This window comes from Acidomonas methanolica (genome assembly GCF_004346035.1).
GTDB classification, from domain to species: Bacteria; Pseudomonadota; Alphaproteobacteria; order Acetobacterales; family Acetobacteraceae; genus Acidomonas; species Acidomonas methanolica.
Genome location: NZ_SLZN01000001.1, coordinates 128,385 through 143,958 on the forward strand (window position 1 = coordinate 128,385; position 15,574 = coordinate 143,958).

The window sequence follows — 15,574 nt, forward strand, 5'->3', positions numbered from 1 at the left end:
TCACGTTCCCCGCGCCAGCGCCGCCAGCGCCGCCAGCGTCGAGGATGCGTCCGCCGCGTTCCAGGCGATCGCGCCGTTCGCCTCCCCTATGAGCCGCCCCGACGCATCCAGCAGGAGCGTGTCGGGCAGGCCCATCTCCACATCGCCATAGGCTTTCTGCACCGCGCCCGCCTCCGCCGTCAGAACGGGCAGCGCCGCAATGCCGTGCGCCTTGTAAAAGGCGGCGACGCTTGCGGGCGTGCCGCTCGCCAGCGCAACCGGGAGGATCGTCACAACGTCCTTGTGCCGCGCATAAAACGCATCGAGTTCCGGCAGTTCGCGCAGGCAGGGACCGCACCAAATCGCCCAGCAATGCAGGATCACCTTCCTGCCCCGGAAACGGGAAAGCGGAATCGCCGCGCCGTTCCCGTCTGTCATGGTGAAATCGAAGAGGGGATGATGGTCGGAGGGTTTGCCGAGCGCCCCGAGCGCGGTCAGGGGATGTCCGTCGCTCCCGGTCGCCGGTCCCGGCTCCGCAAGCGCGGAATTGCGTAGTGCCGCCCCGGCCGCTAGGCTCGCACCCGTCGCGCCCGCGAGGAACCGGCGACGTTTCAGCAGCGCACTTGTCATGCAAGGCATCTCCGTGGAACCAGACGTGAACGAGACTAATTCCCGCCTCGCCAATCCGCAATGGGGCGGTCGCTTCGCCACCGGCCCGGCGGCGGTCATGGGGGAGATCAACGCCTCCATCGGTTTCGACAAGCGCCTGTGGCGGCAGGATATTCGAGGGTCTCTCGCCCATGCGGCGATGCTGGCGAAGGTCGGCCTGCTGACGACGGAGGAAGAGGCCCAAATCCGCGAGGGGCTGCTGACGATCGCCGATGAGATCGAGGCGGGCAGCTTTGCCTTTTCGACGGCTCTCGAAGACATCCATATGAATATCGAAGCGCGGCTGTCCGAACGCATCGGCGAGGCGGGCAAGCGGCTGCACACCGCCCGCTCGCGCAACGATCAGGTGGCGACGGATTTCCGCCTCTGGGTACGCGACGCGATCGACGGGCTGGACGGGCAGATCGCAACCCTGATGACGTCGCTCGCCACGCGGGCGCTGGAGTTCCACGCCCTGCCCATGCCGGGCTTCACCCATCTCCAGGTCGCCCAGCCCGTCACGTTCGGCCATCACCTTCTCGCCTATGTCGAGATGCTGGCCCGTGATCGCGGGCGGCTCGCGGATGCGCGGGCGCGGCTGAACGAATGCCCGCTCGGCTCGGCGGCGCTGGCGGGTACGTCCTTCCCGATCGACCGGCGCTTCACCGCGGCGCAGCTCGGCTTCGACCGTCCGACGGCCAATTCGCTCGACGCGGTCTCCGACCGCGATTTCGCACTGGAATATCTCTCGGCGCTCTCGCTGCTCGGGATGCATCTTTCGCGGCTGTCCGAGGAAATCGTCATCTGGTGTTCCTCGCCCTATAATTTCATCCGGCTTTCCGACGCCTTCACCACCGGCTCCTCCATCATGCCGCAGAAGCGCAATCCGGACGCCGCCGAACTCGTGCGGGCCAAGATCGGGCGCATCGGCGGCGATTTCATCGGATTGCTGATGGTCATGAAGGGACTGCCTCTGGCCTATGCGAAGGACACGCAGGAGGACAAGGAGCCGGTCTTCGACGCCACGGAGGCCGCCACCCTCTCCCTCGCGGCGATGGACGGCATGGTGCGCGACCTGACGCCGCACGCCGCGCGGATGCGGGAGATGGCGGGAGCCGGTTTCGCCACGGCAACCGACCTCGCCGACTGGCTGGTGCGCGTGCTGCGCCTGCCCTTCCGCACGGCGCATCATGTGACGGGACGGCTGGTGGGCATGGCAGAGGCGAAAGGCTGCGATCTCGGCGAACTCACGCTGGAGGAGATGCGGTCCGTCGAGCCGGGAATCGACGCCAGCGTGTTCGACGTGCTGACCGTCGAGGCGTCGCTGGCCTCCCGCACGAGCGAAGGGGGCACCGCGCCCGAGGCAGTCCGCCGGGCGGCGACGCTCTGGCTGCATGCGCTGGAGGGAATCGCGTGATGCGGTGGCGCGCGGCGTTCAGCCTGACTCTCTGCCTGACTCTGGCGGGTCTCTCCCTGGCCGGATGCGGCAAGAAGGGTGCACCCCATGCGCCCGGCCCGGCCAGCGCCATCACCTATCCGCGCGTCTATCCCTCGGAATAGGACGCGGCCTCCAGAGCCGCCCGGGCGCGGTCCAGCACCGATGCCGCACTCTCTCCCCGCGCACGGGCGTCGCGCACGGACGCAGCCCCTTCGCTTTTGGAGAGTTTTTTGCCGTCCACTCCGATGAGGAGCGGGTGATGGGCATAAAGTGGCGCACGATACCCCAGAAGCGCCTGAAGAACGCGATGGACGGCGGTGACGTCGAACAGATCGCGGCCACGCGTGACGATATCGATGTTCTGGATCGCATCGTCATGTGCCACACAGAGGTGATAGGACACGCCGCTCTCTTTCCGCCCCAGCACCACATCGCCGAAATCCGCCGCGCGACGTTCGACCCGGTGTGTCGAACCGTCCGGCCGGATTTCCGTCCAGCCCGGCTCGCCGCCGATGACGTCCAGAGCGCGCGCCATGTCCAGCCGCCAGGCCGGCGTGTCCCTCGTCCGCAACGAACGATTCCGGCAGGTGCCGGGGTAAAGAAGCCCGCCATCGGGCGCGATGCCAGGTGACGCGGCGGCGATCTCCTGCCGCGTGCAGGTGCAGGGATAGACGAGTCCGCGCTCGCGCAGCCCGGCGAGAACGGCGCGATAGGCCGGAAGATGCTCCGATTGCCGACGGGGCGGCGCCTCCGGACGCAGTCCGAGCCAGTCGAGATCCTCGATCAGCGCCGCGTCATAGCGCGGCAGGCAGCGTCGGGAATCGATATCCTCGATCCGCAAAAGAAAGCCGTCTCGCCCGGCCATGTCCCGCGCGTGAAGGGCGGAGACCACATGCCCGAGATGGAGATAGCCGGTCGGACTCGGCGCGAAACGGGTGCGCGGATCTGTCATCATTCCTCCGCTTGCAGCCTGGTGGGAATCCTGAAATAGTCTGGGCGAGGAACGGATTGCACGGGGCCGACAGGCATTCGTTTTAACGGCGCGATTGCTGGCGGTTTAACGGGCAACCTTCGATGAGGAGGGGAGCCTCTTGATGCTCGATGAGTCCCGGCACTTTCCCGCTCTTGTGTTGAATGCCGATTTTCGTCCCCTTTCCTATTTCCCGCTTTCATTATGGTCCTGGCAGGAAGCCGTAAAGGCCGTGTTTCTCGATCGTGTGACGGTCCTGAGCGAATATGAGGACGTGCAGGTCCGCTCTCCCAGCTTGAGCATGAATCTGCCCAGCGTGATCGCCCTCAAGGATTTCGTGCAGACCACGCGGCGTCCCGCCTTCACGCGCTTCAACGTGTTCCTGCGGGACAATTTCTCCTGCCAGTATTGCAATGACCGGCTTCCGACCCACGATCTGACCTTCGATCACGTCATCCCCCGCGCGCGGGGCGGCCGGACGAGCTGGGAAAACGTCGTGACGGCATGCAGTCCCTGCAACCTGCTCAAGGGCTCGAAACTCCCTGCGGAGATCGGCATGTTTCCCCGGAGACGGCCGATTCAGCCGACGACTCGGCGGCTTCAGGAAAACGGCCGGGCCTTCCCCCCGAACTATCTGCATGAAAGCTGGCGCGACTATCTGTACTGGGATACTGAACTCGAACACGGCTAAGCATCGTCTGGCCGCCGGGAGGCTCCGTCATCTCACCTTTCGCGCCGTTTCATCCGCTTATGGGCGAAATGACCTTTCTGCAACTTCTCGTTCGATTCGACGTTCCGTTCGGACCGGCCGCTCTCGCGGACCAGTCACGCGGAATGTCGCGTTCGCTTTCTCAACGACAGATCAGGAGTCACGTCATGCTTCGCCGCTTTCCTCTTCTCGCGTCCCTGTCCGTTCTCGCATTCGGGGCCGGGGCGGTCGATGCACATGCGGAAATCGTCAGGCTCCATGGTCGTTTCGTGGCTGAACACGGGGCCACGGAGGTCGTCAAGGGCGGCGTGAAGGCAACGCTGGACACGTCCTCGGACACGCTGAAATACCGCATCCATTATTCCGGCCTCAGCGGCGCCGTGATGGTGGCACATTTGCACGGTCCGGCCGATGAGGGGCAGGACGCGGGCGTTCTGGTGCCCATTCCCGGTCCCTATGTCGGGCATCTCAAAGGAACGCTCACCCTGACGCCGGATCAGGTGAAGGACGTTCTCGACGGCAAGACCTATGTGAATCTCCATACCGCGGAACACAAGGACGGCGAGGCGCGCGCGCAACTCGTTCATTGAACTGTGTCGCCAGGGTCCTCCTCCTGATTTTTTTCACAATGTGACCCGGCCGGCCATATTTGCCATCCGCATGCCACGCTACTATCGGAACGTCCTCATATGAGTGAGAGAGGGAGAACGTCGGATTTGAGCGTCAGATTATTCCAGAGCGCGTTTCTCGAACGCCTGACGTTCATGCCGATGCGGTGGTTCCTGCTCGCCTGGATCATCGTTCTGGGCATGGTCCTGAGCCGTTGCGTCGGTCTGCATCCCGCACGTTGCGCGACGCTGGCTTTTGGCGGACTGGCCCTGTGGACGCTCACGGAATATGCGGCGCATCGACATCTCTTCCATCTGCATCTCAGCTCCGGCATGGGACGACGCCTCGTCTATCTGATTCACGGCAACCACCATGCGGATCCCGGTGACCGGATGCGCAACATGATGCCGCTGATCGTGACCCTCCCGTTGAGCGCCATGATCTGGAGCGGATTCGTGGCATTGGCGGGACGCGACGGAAACGCCGTTTTCCTTGGATTCGCCTTAGGATATTTCCTCTACGACCTGACGCATTATGCTGCGCATCAATGGCGCTCGGGCAACAAGATGCTGGAAGCGTTGCGCCGCCATCACCTGCGGCATCATTACGGCGTTCCGGACGCGAATTTTGCCATTACCGCGATCTTCTGGGATCGCGTCTTCGGCACGCAGGCCCCCCGTCGTCGCCGCTGACATCCCCGCATGGCGGATGTTTCGTTGCGTATAGGTCTTGACAGCCGTAACCTGCGCCTCGCGGGGGGGACGGGCGTCTCAATCTATGTCAGCGCCGTGGAAGCGGCCCTGCGCGCCCGGGGAAACCGGCCCGTGCCGCTTCTTTCGCCCCAGTCGGAACCGGGCCCGGCGCGTTGGCTTCGCCGCCATGCCTATGCGCTTGGCATGCGGCGAAGACTGGAGACGACGGAGGACGATCGTCTCAGCGCGAGGGAACTCAACGCCGCGGCTCATATCAGATTCGGCCTCGGCCGTACGCTGACCCGTGTGGCCACGCCCTCGCCCCTCGACGCGATGCATCTGACCTACCCGTTGCCCCTGCACGTCGAGGGCTGCCCGAATATCGTCACGGTGCATGATGTCATCCCATGCCACCGGCCTGAACTGACCGGCATCGACGGAACCCGGCTGCGGCGGCTGCTCAAGGCGCTCGATCGTCAGGGAGCGATCTGGGTCACGGTCAGCGAGACCACCCGGCAGGACATGGCCGCAACGCTTGGCATTCCTGCCGACCGGATCGCCAATCTTTCCCAGCCGATGATGATTTCGGCCACCGATCGGCTGGCCGCCGAAGAGGCGGACCCGGTAGCACCCGCCGGCAGTTTCGTGGTCTTCGGCACGGTGGAGCGACGCAAGAATATCGGCCGCATCATCGCGGCCCACGCGCGCAGCCGCACGGTGCGCCCGCTCGTCATCATCGGCGGAAACGGCTTCGGCGCGGAGGGAGAGTGGCGGGCGCTGGAAACCCATCCGCATCCGGAGCGGGTCATTGCGCATCCCTGGTGCGAGCGCCCCCGTCTTCTCCGAAGCATCATCGAGGCGCGCGCCGTCCTCTTTCCGTCTCTCGCGGAAGGATTCGGCCTGCCGATCATCGAAGGCATGGCGCTGGGCACCCCCGTTCTCACGAGCAAGGGAGGAGCGACCGAGGAAATCGCAGGCGGCGCGGCCCTGCTCGTCGATCCGCTGGACGTGCCGGAAATGGCCGAGTCCCTCGCAAGGCTCGATACGGATGACGCGCTCTGCGCCACGCTCCGCGCCTCGGGCCTGGAGCGGGCGACCGCATTTTCGCCGGAAGGCTTCGCTGATCGACTTGAGCGCTTCTATCGCCACGTCGTCGGCAAAAGCCGAGCAACATGACGGGTTTTGACCCTGCGTGAGGCTCTGCCTATACCACTCCCCGCACGCCTTGCCGACATGCTCCGGCACTGCGACAGGATCGGATATTCGTGACCCATAGTTCCGCCTACCGTATCGGCATCGATGGTTTCAGTCTCGCTCAGCCGCGCGGCACCGGAGTCGCAGCCTATGGACGCATATTGAGTTTCGCCCTCCACGCCCTCGGCCATCCGGTCGATGTGCTCTATGGCATGGATATCGGGCGCCGGACTCCCGCGGCGCTTCAGGAAGTCCTCTTCTTCGACAGTCTGGACGAGGATCAGGACCAGATCGCCCGACCCCTCAAACCGTTTTCCCCGCGCTGGTTCAAGGAGAAAGCCACGTCCCGGCATGATCGCACGGCCTTCGAGGTGACGATCGGCGGAAGGGTCGAGCAACGCGGTTTCGCCGAGCGCATGCCCGCTTATGACCGCATTCTCGACATTCCCCGGTTGTTCCAGCGCGCGGACCACCATTTCCGCCGGACGGGCCGCTTTCTGACCATCACGATTCCCGATACGCCGCGCATCATGCATTGGACCTCGCCGCTGCCGATCCGTGCGCGCGGGGCGGTGAACCTCTACACCATCCACGATCTCGCATCGCTCCACTTTCCGGACACCACGCCCGAGGACAGGGATACCCAACTCCGCCTGCTCCGCGCCGTGTGCGAACAGGCCGACGGGCTTTGCACGCTCTCCGAGTCTTCGGCGCGCGCCATCACCTCCTTCTTTCCCGGGGCCGCGCCGCGTCTTGTCACCACCTGGCAGTCCGTCCTGCCCGATGGTGTGGCGCCGAACAGCAATCCGCAGGACAGCGCGAAGGAGATTTACGGCTCTTTCGGACTCCGCCCGGACTCCTATTTCCTGTTCTTCGGCTCCCCCGGGCCCCGGAAAACTATCGGCCGGCTCATCGAGGCTTTCCTGGCGGCGCAGACTTCCCGGCGCCTCGTGCTTGTCGGAACCACCGGCTGGACGAACGGGGAGGACCTCCGCCTCCTCAAAGCCGGCCTCGCTTCGGGGCGCATCGTCGCTACCGAATACCTGCCGCAGCAGAGCCTGTTCGCCCTCATCCGCCATGCCTGCGGCGTGGTCTTGCCCTTCGTCATGGAAGGGTCCGGGCTCCCGGTTCTGGAGGCCATGGCAATGGGAACGCCCGTGATCACCTCACGGGAAGCATCCCTGCCGGATATCACCGGAGAGGCCGCGATCCTCATCGACGCCCATGACGTCTCCAGCATCACGCAGGGTCTGGAGACACTCGACCGCGATGACGCGCTGGCCGCGCGTCTGCGCCGGGAAGGCGCCATCGGGGCGGAATTTTTCAGCATGGCGCGCTATCAGGAGCGCTTGGCTCATATGTATCATCGTCTTATGCAAAACCGGCATCCCGTTTCCGATTCACCCCTTCAGCTCCGCCAACAAGAAGGCTCATAATGACTTTCCTCGCCTCTTCGGGCCGCAAGGCCGCGACCTGGACCCTCCTGGCCAGCGGCGCATTGCCGGGGGTACTGTCCGTTGCCGGATGCAGCGCGTTGCCCGATAGCGGCCCGAGCGAATCGCACGTGCTGGACAGCGCGCGCAAGGACAACCCGCTCCACTATCAGATCATGCCGGTCACGCCGGAGGTCATCGCGGTGCTTTCGAGCGAGCATCCCCCGTTGATTTCCTCGCTGGACACCGCCCAGGGGACGGGAGGCAACAATGACCGCATCGGCGCGGGCGACATGCTGGCGATCACGATCTTCGAACTGGGAAGCGGCCTGTTCTCGGCCTCCCCGGGTTCGCTGAGCACGGCAACCGGCGGCACGGCCAGCGCGCCCGGCCCCTCCACAGGCGTCACGAATACGACGCTTCCGCTCACCGCGGTCGAGCAGGATGGCCTGATCCTGATCCCGTATGTCGGCCGGATTCGGGCCGCCGGGTTGACGCCGGAAATGCTGGCGGAAACCATTCGCCAGAAACTCAAGGGAAAATCACAGGACCCCGAGGTGATGGTTCACATCGCCACGGATATCGGAAACACGGTGATCGTTTCCGGCGAGGTTCACAGGCCGGGCCGCGAACTGCTGTCGAGCGCACGCGAACGCCTCTCCGATCTGATCGCCATCGCGGGCGGCGCGATCTATCCGCCGGAGGACACCTATGTAGAGTTGCTCCGCGGCGAGCAGACCGGCGGCACCGATCTCGGCACGCTCCAATCCCATCCGGCGCAGGACATCCGGGCGCGGCCGGGCGACCGGATTCACGTGATCTATCGGCCGCGCAGCTATACGGTGTTCGGCGCGAGCGAAAAGGTGCAGGAAACGCCCTTCAAATCTCCCGACCTGACGCTGGCGGAGGCTGTCGCCCGCGCCGGAGGCCCGGCGGACTCGCGGGCGGACCCCAACGCCGTCTTCCTGTTCCGCTTCGAAGACATTCCGGCCGCGCGGAAGATGGGCATCACCACCCCCGCCATCGGCGACTGGGTTCCGGTGCTGTACAAGCTCGATATGATGAACCCGAACAGTTACTTCCTGGCGCAGAAACTGCCGATGAAGAACAAGGATCTCATCTACATCGCCAATGCGAAGACCAACCGCTTCTACAAGTTCACGCAGTTGATCAGTTCATTTTCGGGATATGCCTATTCGGCGGCCTGGATCGCAAGGTAGGAACGTGTTCCGGAACGCCTGAAGCGGTCTCTGACCCCGCGTTCCGGTCACAGCGTCTCATATTCGGCGATTGCGTCATTCACATCATCATAATGACGCAGATGCCCGTTATGGAGGACGGAGCCGCGCTCACACACGTCGCGCACGAAGTCCATGCTGTGGGAGACGATGATCAGCGCGCGGTCGGAGCGCTTGCCGAACAGTTCATCATGGCAGCGCTGATGGAACCGCGCGTCGCCGACCATGATCACCTCATCGATGAGATAGCAGTCGAACTCGATCACGATCGACAAGGCGAAGGCCAGACGGGCACGCATCCCTGACGAATAGGTCTTGACCGGCTCCGCGAGTTGCTTGCCGAGCTCGGCGAAGTCATCGACAAAGGCGCGGGTGGTCGTATAGTCCAGCCCGTAAATGCGCGCTATGAAGCGAAGATTGTCCAGCCCGCTCAGGCTGCCCTGAAACGCCCCTCCGAAGGCGATGGGCCATGAAATCGACATGTCCTGCTCGATCCGGCCGCCGGTCATCGGTTCAACGCCGCCGATGATTCGCATGAGCGTGGACTTGCCGGCGCCGTTACGCCCGAGGATTCCGAGCTTCTGCCCCCGTTCCAGACGAAGATTCACGTGATTGAGGACCCGGCGCGTGCCGGTATGGCCCTTGTAGTCCTTGACGATGTCGATGCATTCGAGCAGGGCGTGAACTCCTTTCCGCTTGGCGCGCACCGCTCTCAGTGGAGATTGTGTTCGCGCGCGCCCGCGACGATCAGGCCGCCCATCCAGTACAGACCCAGCATCGTCACGAAGATGATGACGATATCGCGCAGGCTTCGCGGATATTCCGGATAATCCGCGAAATTGGGCTGAGTGACCTCATCGAGGTAAAGTTGCTGCCGGTCGGCCTGCACCCGGGCCGCGTCCAGACGTTCCGTCGTGGCCACGAGTTCCTTGATCGTGAGTTCCCGCTTCAGCAGCAGGTCGTCATAGGCGCTGATCTTCGGCACCAGAGAGGCGTCATCGCCCGTGACGTGCTTCGCCGCGGCGGCGATCTGATCCGTCAGCGCGCCGATCCGCTGCTGGTAGACGACGATGAGCGGGCTGCCGGGCGCCGTCGCGCGAAGCTGCTCAAGTTGCAGTTGCGTCGTCAGCACCATGGACTGCAAGCTCGCGATGTCCTTGAGCAAAGGCTGGGACTGCTTGTTCGGATCGATCATGGCGACCTTGTTGCGGTAGCTGTCGATCTGCGCGGTCAACTGGTTGAGATGGTCGAGAACCTCCTGACGCTCGCGTTTCGCGCTCGCGATCATGTTTTCGCGCTGCCGCTCGTTCATCCTGTTGACGAGCGCCTCGGCCGCCACGATGAGGGCGCGCGCCACCCGCTGCGAATCAGCGGCGGAAAAACTGCGCACCCTGAGCGTCGAAATCCCCGTGGTCGAGTCAAGCTCGGCGATGACATGCCGCTTGTAGTACGCGAAGAAATCCTCGAACGTCCGCCCGCTGTAGAAATTCGGGAACCGCGCGAGAAAATCCGCGACCGGCGTATCGTAGACAGCCGCCAGCTTCTCAGTCTTCAACATGTCCTGCGCCGCATCGCGCGACATCATGAAGCCCTGGACCGCATAGGTGTCTTCGCTCGAACTGTTGGCCCCGCCGGTGATGGCCATCAGCCCCGCGAGCGCGGAACTCGACTGGTTGTTCTGCCCGCGCACGACGAATTGCGCCTCGGAAATATATTGGGGCGTGGCGAAAAATGCATAATAGAGGGAGGCGAGCAACGTCGGCAGGATGACGATGACAAGAAAAGGCGCTCGCCGCCGCAACGCCGCGATCAAGGGAGACGGACGGCGAAAGAGAGTCGGACGCCCAAGCTGACGACTTTCAAAAATGAGGTCGGTCTGATCCATAGATGCTGCCTTGCCCGAAACAACGCCTCAAGGCAACTGCCTATCCGTGGCGGAAATTTGGCGAAATGGCGGCACAAGCCCTTGTCTCGCAAGAAGACTCTACCCGATCCCGAGGCCGGCCGGAAGGCTCCCGCGCCCTTCAAGATAACCGATCGGACCGGATGGCGGCGCGAGGGTGGTTTTCCGCGTCCTGTGCCCGCGCTATCCAGCATGTCTCCTTCATCCCTGACGCTGGAAAAGCCATGACTGCGCTGCGTATCGGAATTGCCGGAATCAACGGTCGCCTGGGGCGGCTTTGCGCGGAAGAGATCGAGGCGCGGGGACTGGTCCTGACCGGCGGATTGTCTCGCACCGCCGACCCGGCGCGGCGGATCACCGACGATGCGGCGGCGCTGGCGCGCGGATGCGACGTGGTGATCGACGTCAGCCATCCGGACGCGATCGCGCATCACGCGCGTGTCTTCGCCGAAGCCGGATGCGGCTGGGTGTTGGGCACGACCGGGCTGGACGACATGGCGCAGACGGCGGTGCTGGCGGTCGCCACGACGATCCCGGTGCTTCAGGCGGCCAATTTCGCGCCGGGGCTCACGATGCTGCTCGACCTCGCCCGTCAGCTCGGCGCGGCCCTTCCGGCGGGCGCCTATGACGCGGAGATCGTCGAGACGCATCATCGCCAGAAGCTGGACGCGCCCTCCGGCACGGCGCTGGCCATCGGCGCGGCCGTGAGCGAAGGGCGCGGCGTATCGCTGGCCGACGTGAAACGCGTGGATCGCACGGGGCGGCGTCAGGACGGCGAAATCGGCTTCGCGTCGCTCCGCGCGGGGCAGATCGTCGGCGAGCATAGTCTGATCCTCACCTCCGCCACGGAACAGATCACGCTGTCCCATCGCGCCTTCGACCGGAGAGTCTTCGCTGACGGCGCCGTGCAGGCGGCCTGCTGGCTGGCGGGACGACAACCCGGCCTCTACGGCATGCGGGACGTGCTCGGCCTCACCCGCGGCGCCTGAGGCTGCTCTTCCCTGAGGCTACACTCCTTTACGTGCTATTCCTATTGGCCCTCCCGATCAGCGGTTCGCCGAATTTCACTTGACCCGGGGGGCCGCTTCCGTCAAAGCGGGGCGCCTTACGGCACAGGGCGATAAAGCCCCCGCCGGTCTCCCTGCGGCCTTCGCGCCGCTACCCCGCATGCTGAGAGGTCACGGGACGATCAAATGCGTAACAATGGCGATTTCCTTTTCACATCAGAATCGGTTTCCGAAGGTCATCCGGACAAGGTCGCGGATCGCATCAGCGATACGGTGCTGGACGCCTATCTGGAGGCCGATCCCGAATCGCGCGTTGCGTGCGAGACCCTCTGCACCACGAATCGCGTCATCCTCGCCGGTGAGGTGCGCGGCCCGGCTTCCGTCACCACGGAGCTTCTGATCGACCGCGCGCGTGAGGCGATCAGGGATATCGGCTACGATCAGGAGGGATTCTCCTGGAAGACGGCGGACATCACCTCCTATCTCCACGCTCAGTCCGCCCATATCGCCGTCGGCGTCGACAGCGCGGGCGAGAAGGACGAGGGCGCGGGCGATCAGGGCATCATGTTCGGCTTCGCCACGCGCGAGACGAAGAACCTGATGCCCGCGCCGCTCTATTATGCGCAGACGATCCTCGAAAAGGTCCGCGACTATCGCAAGAGCGGCGATCCGCGCGGCGCGGGGCTCCTGCCCGACGCGAAGAGCCAGGTGACGCTGCGTTATGTCGACGGCAAGCCCGTTGGCGTCACCTCGGTCGTCATCTCCACCCAGCATGAAGCGGATCTGACCCAGGCGCGGATTCGCGAGCAGTTGCGCGGCATCGTGACGGACGTCCTGCCCGCGGGCTGGACGGTCCCCGAAGACGAGTTCTACGTGAATCCCACCGGCATCTTCGTGATCGGCGGCCCGGACGGCGACGCCGGTCTCACCGGCCGCAAGATCATCGTGGACACCTATGGCGGCGCGGCCCCGCATGGCGGCGGCGCGTTCTCCGGCAAGGACCCGACCAAGGTGGACCGCTCGGCGGCCTACGCGGCGCGCTATCTGGCCAAGAACGTCGTCGCCTCCGGCCTCGCGGATCGTTGCACCATCCAGCTCTCCTATGCCATCGGCGTCTCCCGGCCGCTCTCGGTCTATGTGGACCTCGACGGCACCGGCAAGGATATCGACGAGGGGAAGCTGGGCCGCATGCTCAACGAAATCATGGATCTCTCCCCGCGCGGCATCCGCAAGCATCTGCGCCTGAACCGCCCGATCTACGTGCCGACCTCCTCCTACGGTCATTTCGGCCGCGTGCCCGACCCGGCGAAGGACAATTTCACCTGGGAGAACACGGATCTGGTGGACGTCCTGCGTGGCGCCTTCAACCGCTGAGACCGGCGTCCCTCCGGAGACAGGGGCCCCGGGGACGCTCAAGCCGCAGCCGGAGCGACTCTATGGCCGCCAGCGGGGCCATCCGCTCCGCGCCCGTCAGCAGAAGCTGCTGACCGAGTCCCTGCCCCGGCTGCGTCTCCAGCCGGAACAGGCGCATGATCCGCGCGCGGCGTTTTCGACGCCGGTCGAGGATGTGTGGCTGGAAATCGGTTTCGGCGGCGGCGAGCACGCCCTGGCGCAGTCGGCGGAAAACCCCTCGGTCGGCTATATCGCCGCGGAAGTGTTCGAGAACGGCTTGTGCTCCCTGCTGACGCGGCTCGTGCCGGAAGGCGAGGAAGCGACCGTCGCACCGCCCTCCCGCCTGCGTCTCTGGCCGGACGACGCGCGGCTCCTGCTGAAAGCCCTGCCCGATTCCAGCCTCGGGCGCGTCTATCTCATGTTCCCGGACCCGTGGCCCAAGGCGCGCCATGCCAAGCGGCGTTTCGTCCATCCGGAGAACATCCGCGAGGTGGCGCGCGTGCTGCGGCCCGGCGGCGTCTGGCGGATCGCGAGCGATCACCCGACCTACCAGGGCTGGGTGACGGAAGTGATGGCCGCCCAGACGCTCTTCGCCCCGGCCGAGCCGGCGCGCGGCATCCGCCCGCCGGGCTGGTCGCCCACGCGTTATGAGGCGAAAGCGGTGCGTGAGGGGCGCACACCGTTTTACTGGACATTCGTGAAGAACGACTGATGAGGACGAGATGACCGCGATCGAGCGTGAGGAGATGGAATTCGACGTGGTGGTGGTCGGCGGCGGCCCGGCCGGGCTGGCCGCCGCGATCCGCCTGCGCCAGCTTCTGCCCGACGCGACGGTCTGCCTCGTCGAAAAAGGCAGTGAGATCGGCGCGCATATCGTCTCCGGCGCGGTGATCGAGCCTCGCTCGCTCACCGAGCTTCTGCCCGATTGGCAGGAGCGCGGCGCGCCGCTGACGACCGGCGTGACGGAGGAGTCGATGCTCTTCCTCACCGAGACGAAGTCCTTCACCATTCCCTATCTCGACCGCGTGATGCCGCATATGCGCAACCACGGGAATTACGTGATTTCCCTGGGCGAGCTTTGCCGCTGGCTCGGCGCGCAGGCGGAGGCTCTGGGCGTGGACATCTATCCCGGCTTCGCGGGGGCGGATCCGTTCATCGAGGAGGGCCGCGTCGCCGGGATCGTGACCGGCGACATGGGGGTCGGGAAATCCGGCGAACACGGACCGAACTTCGCCCCCGGCATGATCCTGCGCGCACGGCAGACGATCTTCGCGGAAGGCGCGCGCGGTTCGCTGACGAAGAAGCTCTTCTCCCTCTTCGGCCTGCGCGAGGGCGTCGATCCGCAGAGCTTCGGGCTGGGAATCAAGGAAGTCTGGGAGATTCCGGCCGAAAATCATCGTCCCGGCCTCGTTCAGCACAGCTTCGGCTGGCCGCTGGACGATCACACCTATGGCGGGGCGTGGCTCTATCATTTCGGCAGGAATCTCGTCTCCTACGGTTTCGTCACCGGGCTCGATTACCGCAATCCCTGGCTTTCGCCGTTTCAGGAGATGCAGCGGGTCAAGACGCACCCGGCTTTCGCGCCGCATTTCGAGGGCGGACGGCGGCTGATCTACGGCGCGCGCGCCCTCTCCGAAGGCGGGTTCCAGTCCATTCCGCGCCTCTCCTTCCCCGGCGGCGTGCTGGCGGGCGACTCGGCGGGATTTCTCAACGTGCCGAAGATCAAAGGCACGCATACGGCGATGAAATCCGGGATGCTCGCCGCCGAGGCGGTGGCGGCGGCGCTGTCCGAGAACACGCGGGAGGCCGCGCGTTATACGGAGATGGTGCGCGCCTCCTGGCTGTACGAAGAGTTGCGCGGCGTGCGTAACATCCGCCCCGCCTTCGCGAAATGGGGCAATCGCCTCGGCGCGCTCTATGCCGGGTTCGACGCTATGGTCCTCAAGGGCCGCGCGCCCTGGACGCTGCATTTCTCGCACGGCGACAACGAGACGCTGGAACCCGCCTCTGTCAGCCCGAAGATCGACTATCCGAAGCCCGACGGCGTTCTGACCTTCGATCTCCCCTCCTCCGTCTTTCTTTCGAACACGAATCACGAGGAAGACCAGCCGGTGCATCTGCGCCTGCGCAATCCGTCACTCTGGAAGACCGTCAACTGGGACGTGTTCCGCGCCCCGGAGAGCCGTTATTGCCCGGCAGGGGTCTATGAGGCGGTGGAAGAAGGCAACGACATGGCGTTGCGGATCAACGCGCAGAACTGCGTCCACTGCAAGACCTGCGACATCAAGGACCCGACGCAGAATATCGACTGGTGCGCGCCCGAAGGCGGCGGCGGCCCGAACTACCCGTCAGGGATGTAGCG

16 protein-coding genes are annotated in these 15,574 nt (G+C 64.9%); 12 read left to right on the forward strand and 4 right to left on the reverse strand.

Annotated elements, in window-relative coordinates; genetic code table 11:
* Positions 1–609 (reverse strand): TlpA disulfide reductase family protein, encoded by a 609-nt coding sequence (locus tag EDC31_RS00650; protein WP_052511862.1) that lies wholly within the window; start codon positions 607–609, stop codon positions 1–3.
* Between EDC31_RS00650 and argH the strand changes: the two genes are divergently transcribed.
* Positions 608–2,044: an argininosuccinate lyase gene (gene argH, locus EDC31_RS00655; RefSeq protein WP_042058268.1), complete on the forward strand. Its 1,437-nt coding sequence runs from the start codon at positions 608–610 to the stop codon at positions 2,042–2,044. The genes EDC31_RS00650 and argH overlap by 2 nt on opposite strands.
* A complete protein-coding gene (locus tag EDC31_RS17585; RefSeq protein ID WP_158310322.1) occupies positions 2,041–2,187 on the forward strand; it encodes a hypothetical protein in 147 nt (48 codons plus the stop codon). The genes argH and EDC31_RS17585 overlap by 4 nt, the downstream gene beginning before the upstream one ends.
* Here the strand turns inward: EDC31_RS17585 and gluQRS are convergent.
* Positions 2,172–3,020 carry a tRNA glutamyl-Q(34) synthetase GluQRS gene (gene gluQRS / locus EDC31_RS00660; RefSeq protein WP_042058270.1) on the reverse strand — a complete coding sequence of 283 codons (849 nt, stop codon included), beginning with the start codon at positions 3,018–3,020 and terminating at the stop codon, positions 2,172–2,174. The two genes, EDC31_RS17585 and gluQRS, sit on opposite strands and share 16 nt — an antisense overlap.
* A gap of 139 nt (positions 3,021–3,159) precedes the next feature.
* Between gluQRS and EDC31_RS00665 the strand changes: the two genes are divergently transcribed.
* From EDC31_RS00665 to EDC31_RS00690, 6 genes are all read left to right on the forward strand, one after another.
* A complete protein-coding gene (locus EDC31_RS00665) occupies positions 3,160–3,726 on the forward strand; it encodes an HNH endonuclease (RefSeq protein ID WP_042058271.1) in 567 nt (188 codons plus the stop codon).
* Between the two features lie 185 nt (positions 3,727–3,911).
* Positions 3,912–4,334 carry a CHRD domain-containing protein gene (locus tag EDC31_RS00670; RefSeq protein ID WP_042058273.1) on the forward strand — a complete coding sequence of 141 codons (423 nt, stop codon included), beginning with the start codon at positions 3,912–3,914 and terminating at the stop codon, positions 4,332–4,334.
* A 126-nt stretch (positions 4,335–4,460) separates the two neighbouring features.
* Positions 4,461–5,045, forward strand: coding sequence for a sterol desaturase family protein (locus EDC31_RS00675; protein WP_052511864.1), 585 nt, complete (start codon positions 4,461–4,463; stop codon positions 5,043–5,045).
* Between the two features lie 24 nt (positions 5,046–5,069).
* Entirely contained in the window at positions 5,070–6,221 is a 1,152-nt protein-coding gene (locus EDC31_RS00680; RefSeq protein WP_158310323.1) for a glycosyltransferase family 4 protein, read from the forward strand.
* An 89-nt stretch (positions 6,222–6,310) separates the two neighbouring features.
* Positions 6,311–7,675 (forward strand): glycosyltransferase family 4 protein, encoded by a 1,365-nt coding sequence (locus tag EDC31_RS00685; protein WP_042058278.1) that lies wholly within the window; start codon positions 6,311–6,313, stop codon positions 7,673–7,675.
* On the forward strand, positions 7,675–8,892 hold the full coding sequence (locus EDC31_RS00690) for a polysaccharide biosynthesis/export family protein (RefSeq protein ID WP_042058280.1): 1,218 nt from the start codon (positions 7,675–7,677) through the stop codon (positions 8,890–8,892). Before EDC31_RS00685 ends, EDC31_RS00690 begins: the two co-directional genes overlap by 1 nt.
* A 47-nt stretch (positions 8,893–8,939) precedes the next feature.
* Here EDC31_RS00690 and EDC31_RS00695 read toward each other — a convergent pair whose 3' ends face one another.
* Positions 8,940–9,587 carry an ABC transporter ATP-binding protein gene (locus EDC31_RS00695; RefSeq protein WP_042058357.1) on the reverse strand — a complete coding sequence of 216 codons (648 nt, stop codon included), beginning with the start codon at positions 9,585–9,587 and terminating at the stop codon, positions 8,940–8,942.
* Positions 9,588–9,622: 35 nt separating this feature from the next.
* The gene (locus EDC31_RS00700) at positions 9,623–10,795 is read right to left on the reverse strand and encodes a Wzz/FepE/Etk N-terminal domain-containing protein (protein WP_052511866.1); all 1,173 of its coding nucleotides are present in this window, start codon (positions 10,793–10,795) and stop codon (positions 9,623–9,625) included.
* A 242-nt stretch (positions 10,796–11,037) separates the two neighbouring features.
* On the opposite strand from EDC31_RS00700, the gene dapB reads away from it, so the two are divergent.
* From dapB to EDC31_RS00720, 4 genes are all read left to right on the forward strand, one after another.
* Positions 11,038–11,802 (forward strand): 4-hydroxy-tetrahydrodipicolinate reductase, encoded by a 765-nt coding sequence (gene dapB, locus EDC31_RS00705; RefSeq protein WP_042058282.1) that lies wholly within the window; start codon positions 11,038–11,040, stop codon positions 11,800–11,802.
* A gap of 204 nt (positions 11,803–12,006) precedes the next feature.
* A complete protein-coding gene (metK, locus tag EDC31_RS00710) occupies positions 12,007–13,194 on the forward strand; it encodes a methionine adenosyltransferase (protein ID WP_042058284.1) in 1,188 nt (395 codons plus the stop codon).
* Positions 13,175–13,924 (forward strand): tRNA (guanine(46)-N(7))-methyltransferase TrmB, encoded by a 750-nt coding sequence (gene trmB, locus EDC31_RS00715; RefSeq protein ID WP_042058286.1) that lies wholly within the window; start codon positions 13,175–13,177, stop codon positions 13,922–13,924. The genes metK and trmB overlap by 20 nt, the downstream gene beginning before the upstream one ends.
* A 10-nt stretch (positions 13,925–13,934) precedes the next feature.
* Positions 13,935–15,572: an electron transfer flavoprotein-ubiquinone oxidoreductase gene (locus EDC31_RS00720; protein WP_042058288.1), complete on the forward strand. Its 1,638-nt coding sequence runs from the start codon at positions 13,935–13,937 to the stop codon at positions 15,570–15,572.
* Positions 15,573–15,574: the final 2 nt, after the last annotated feature.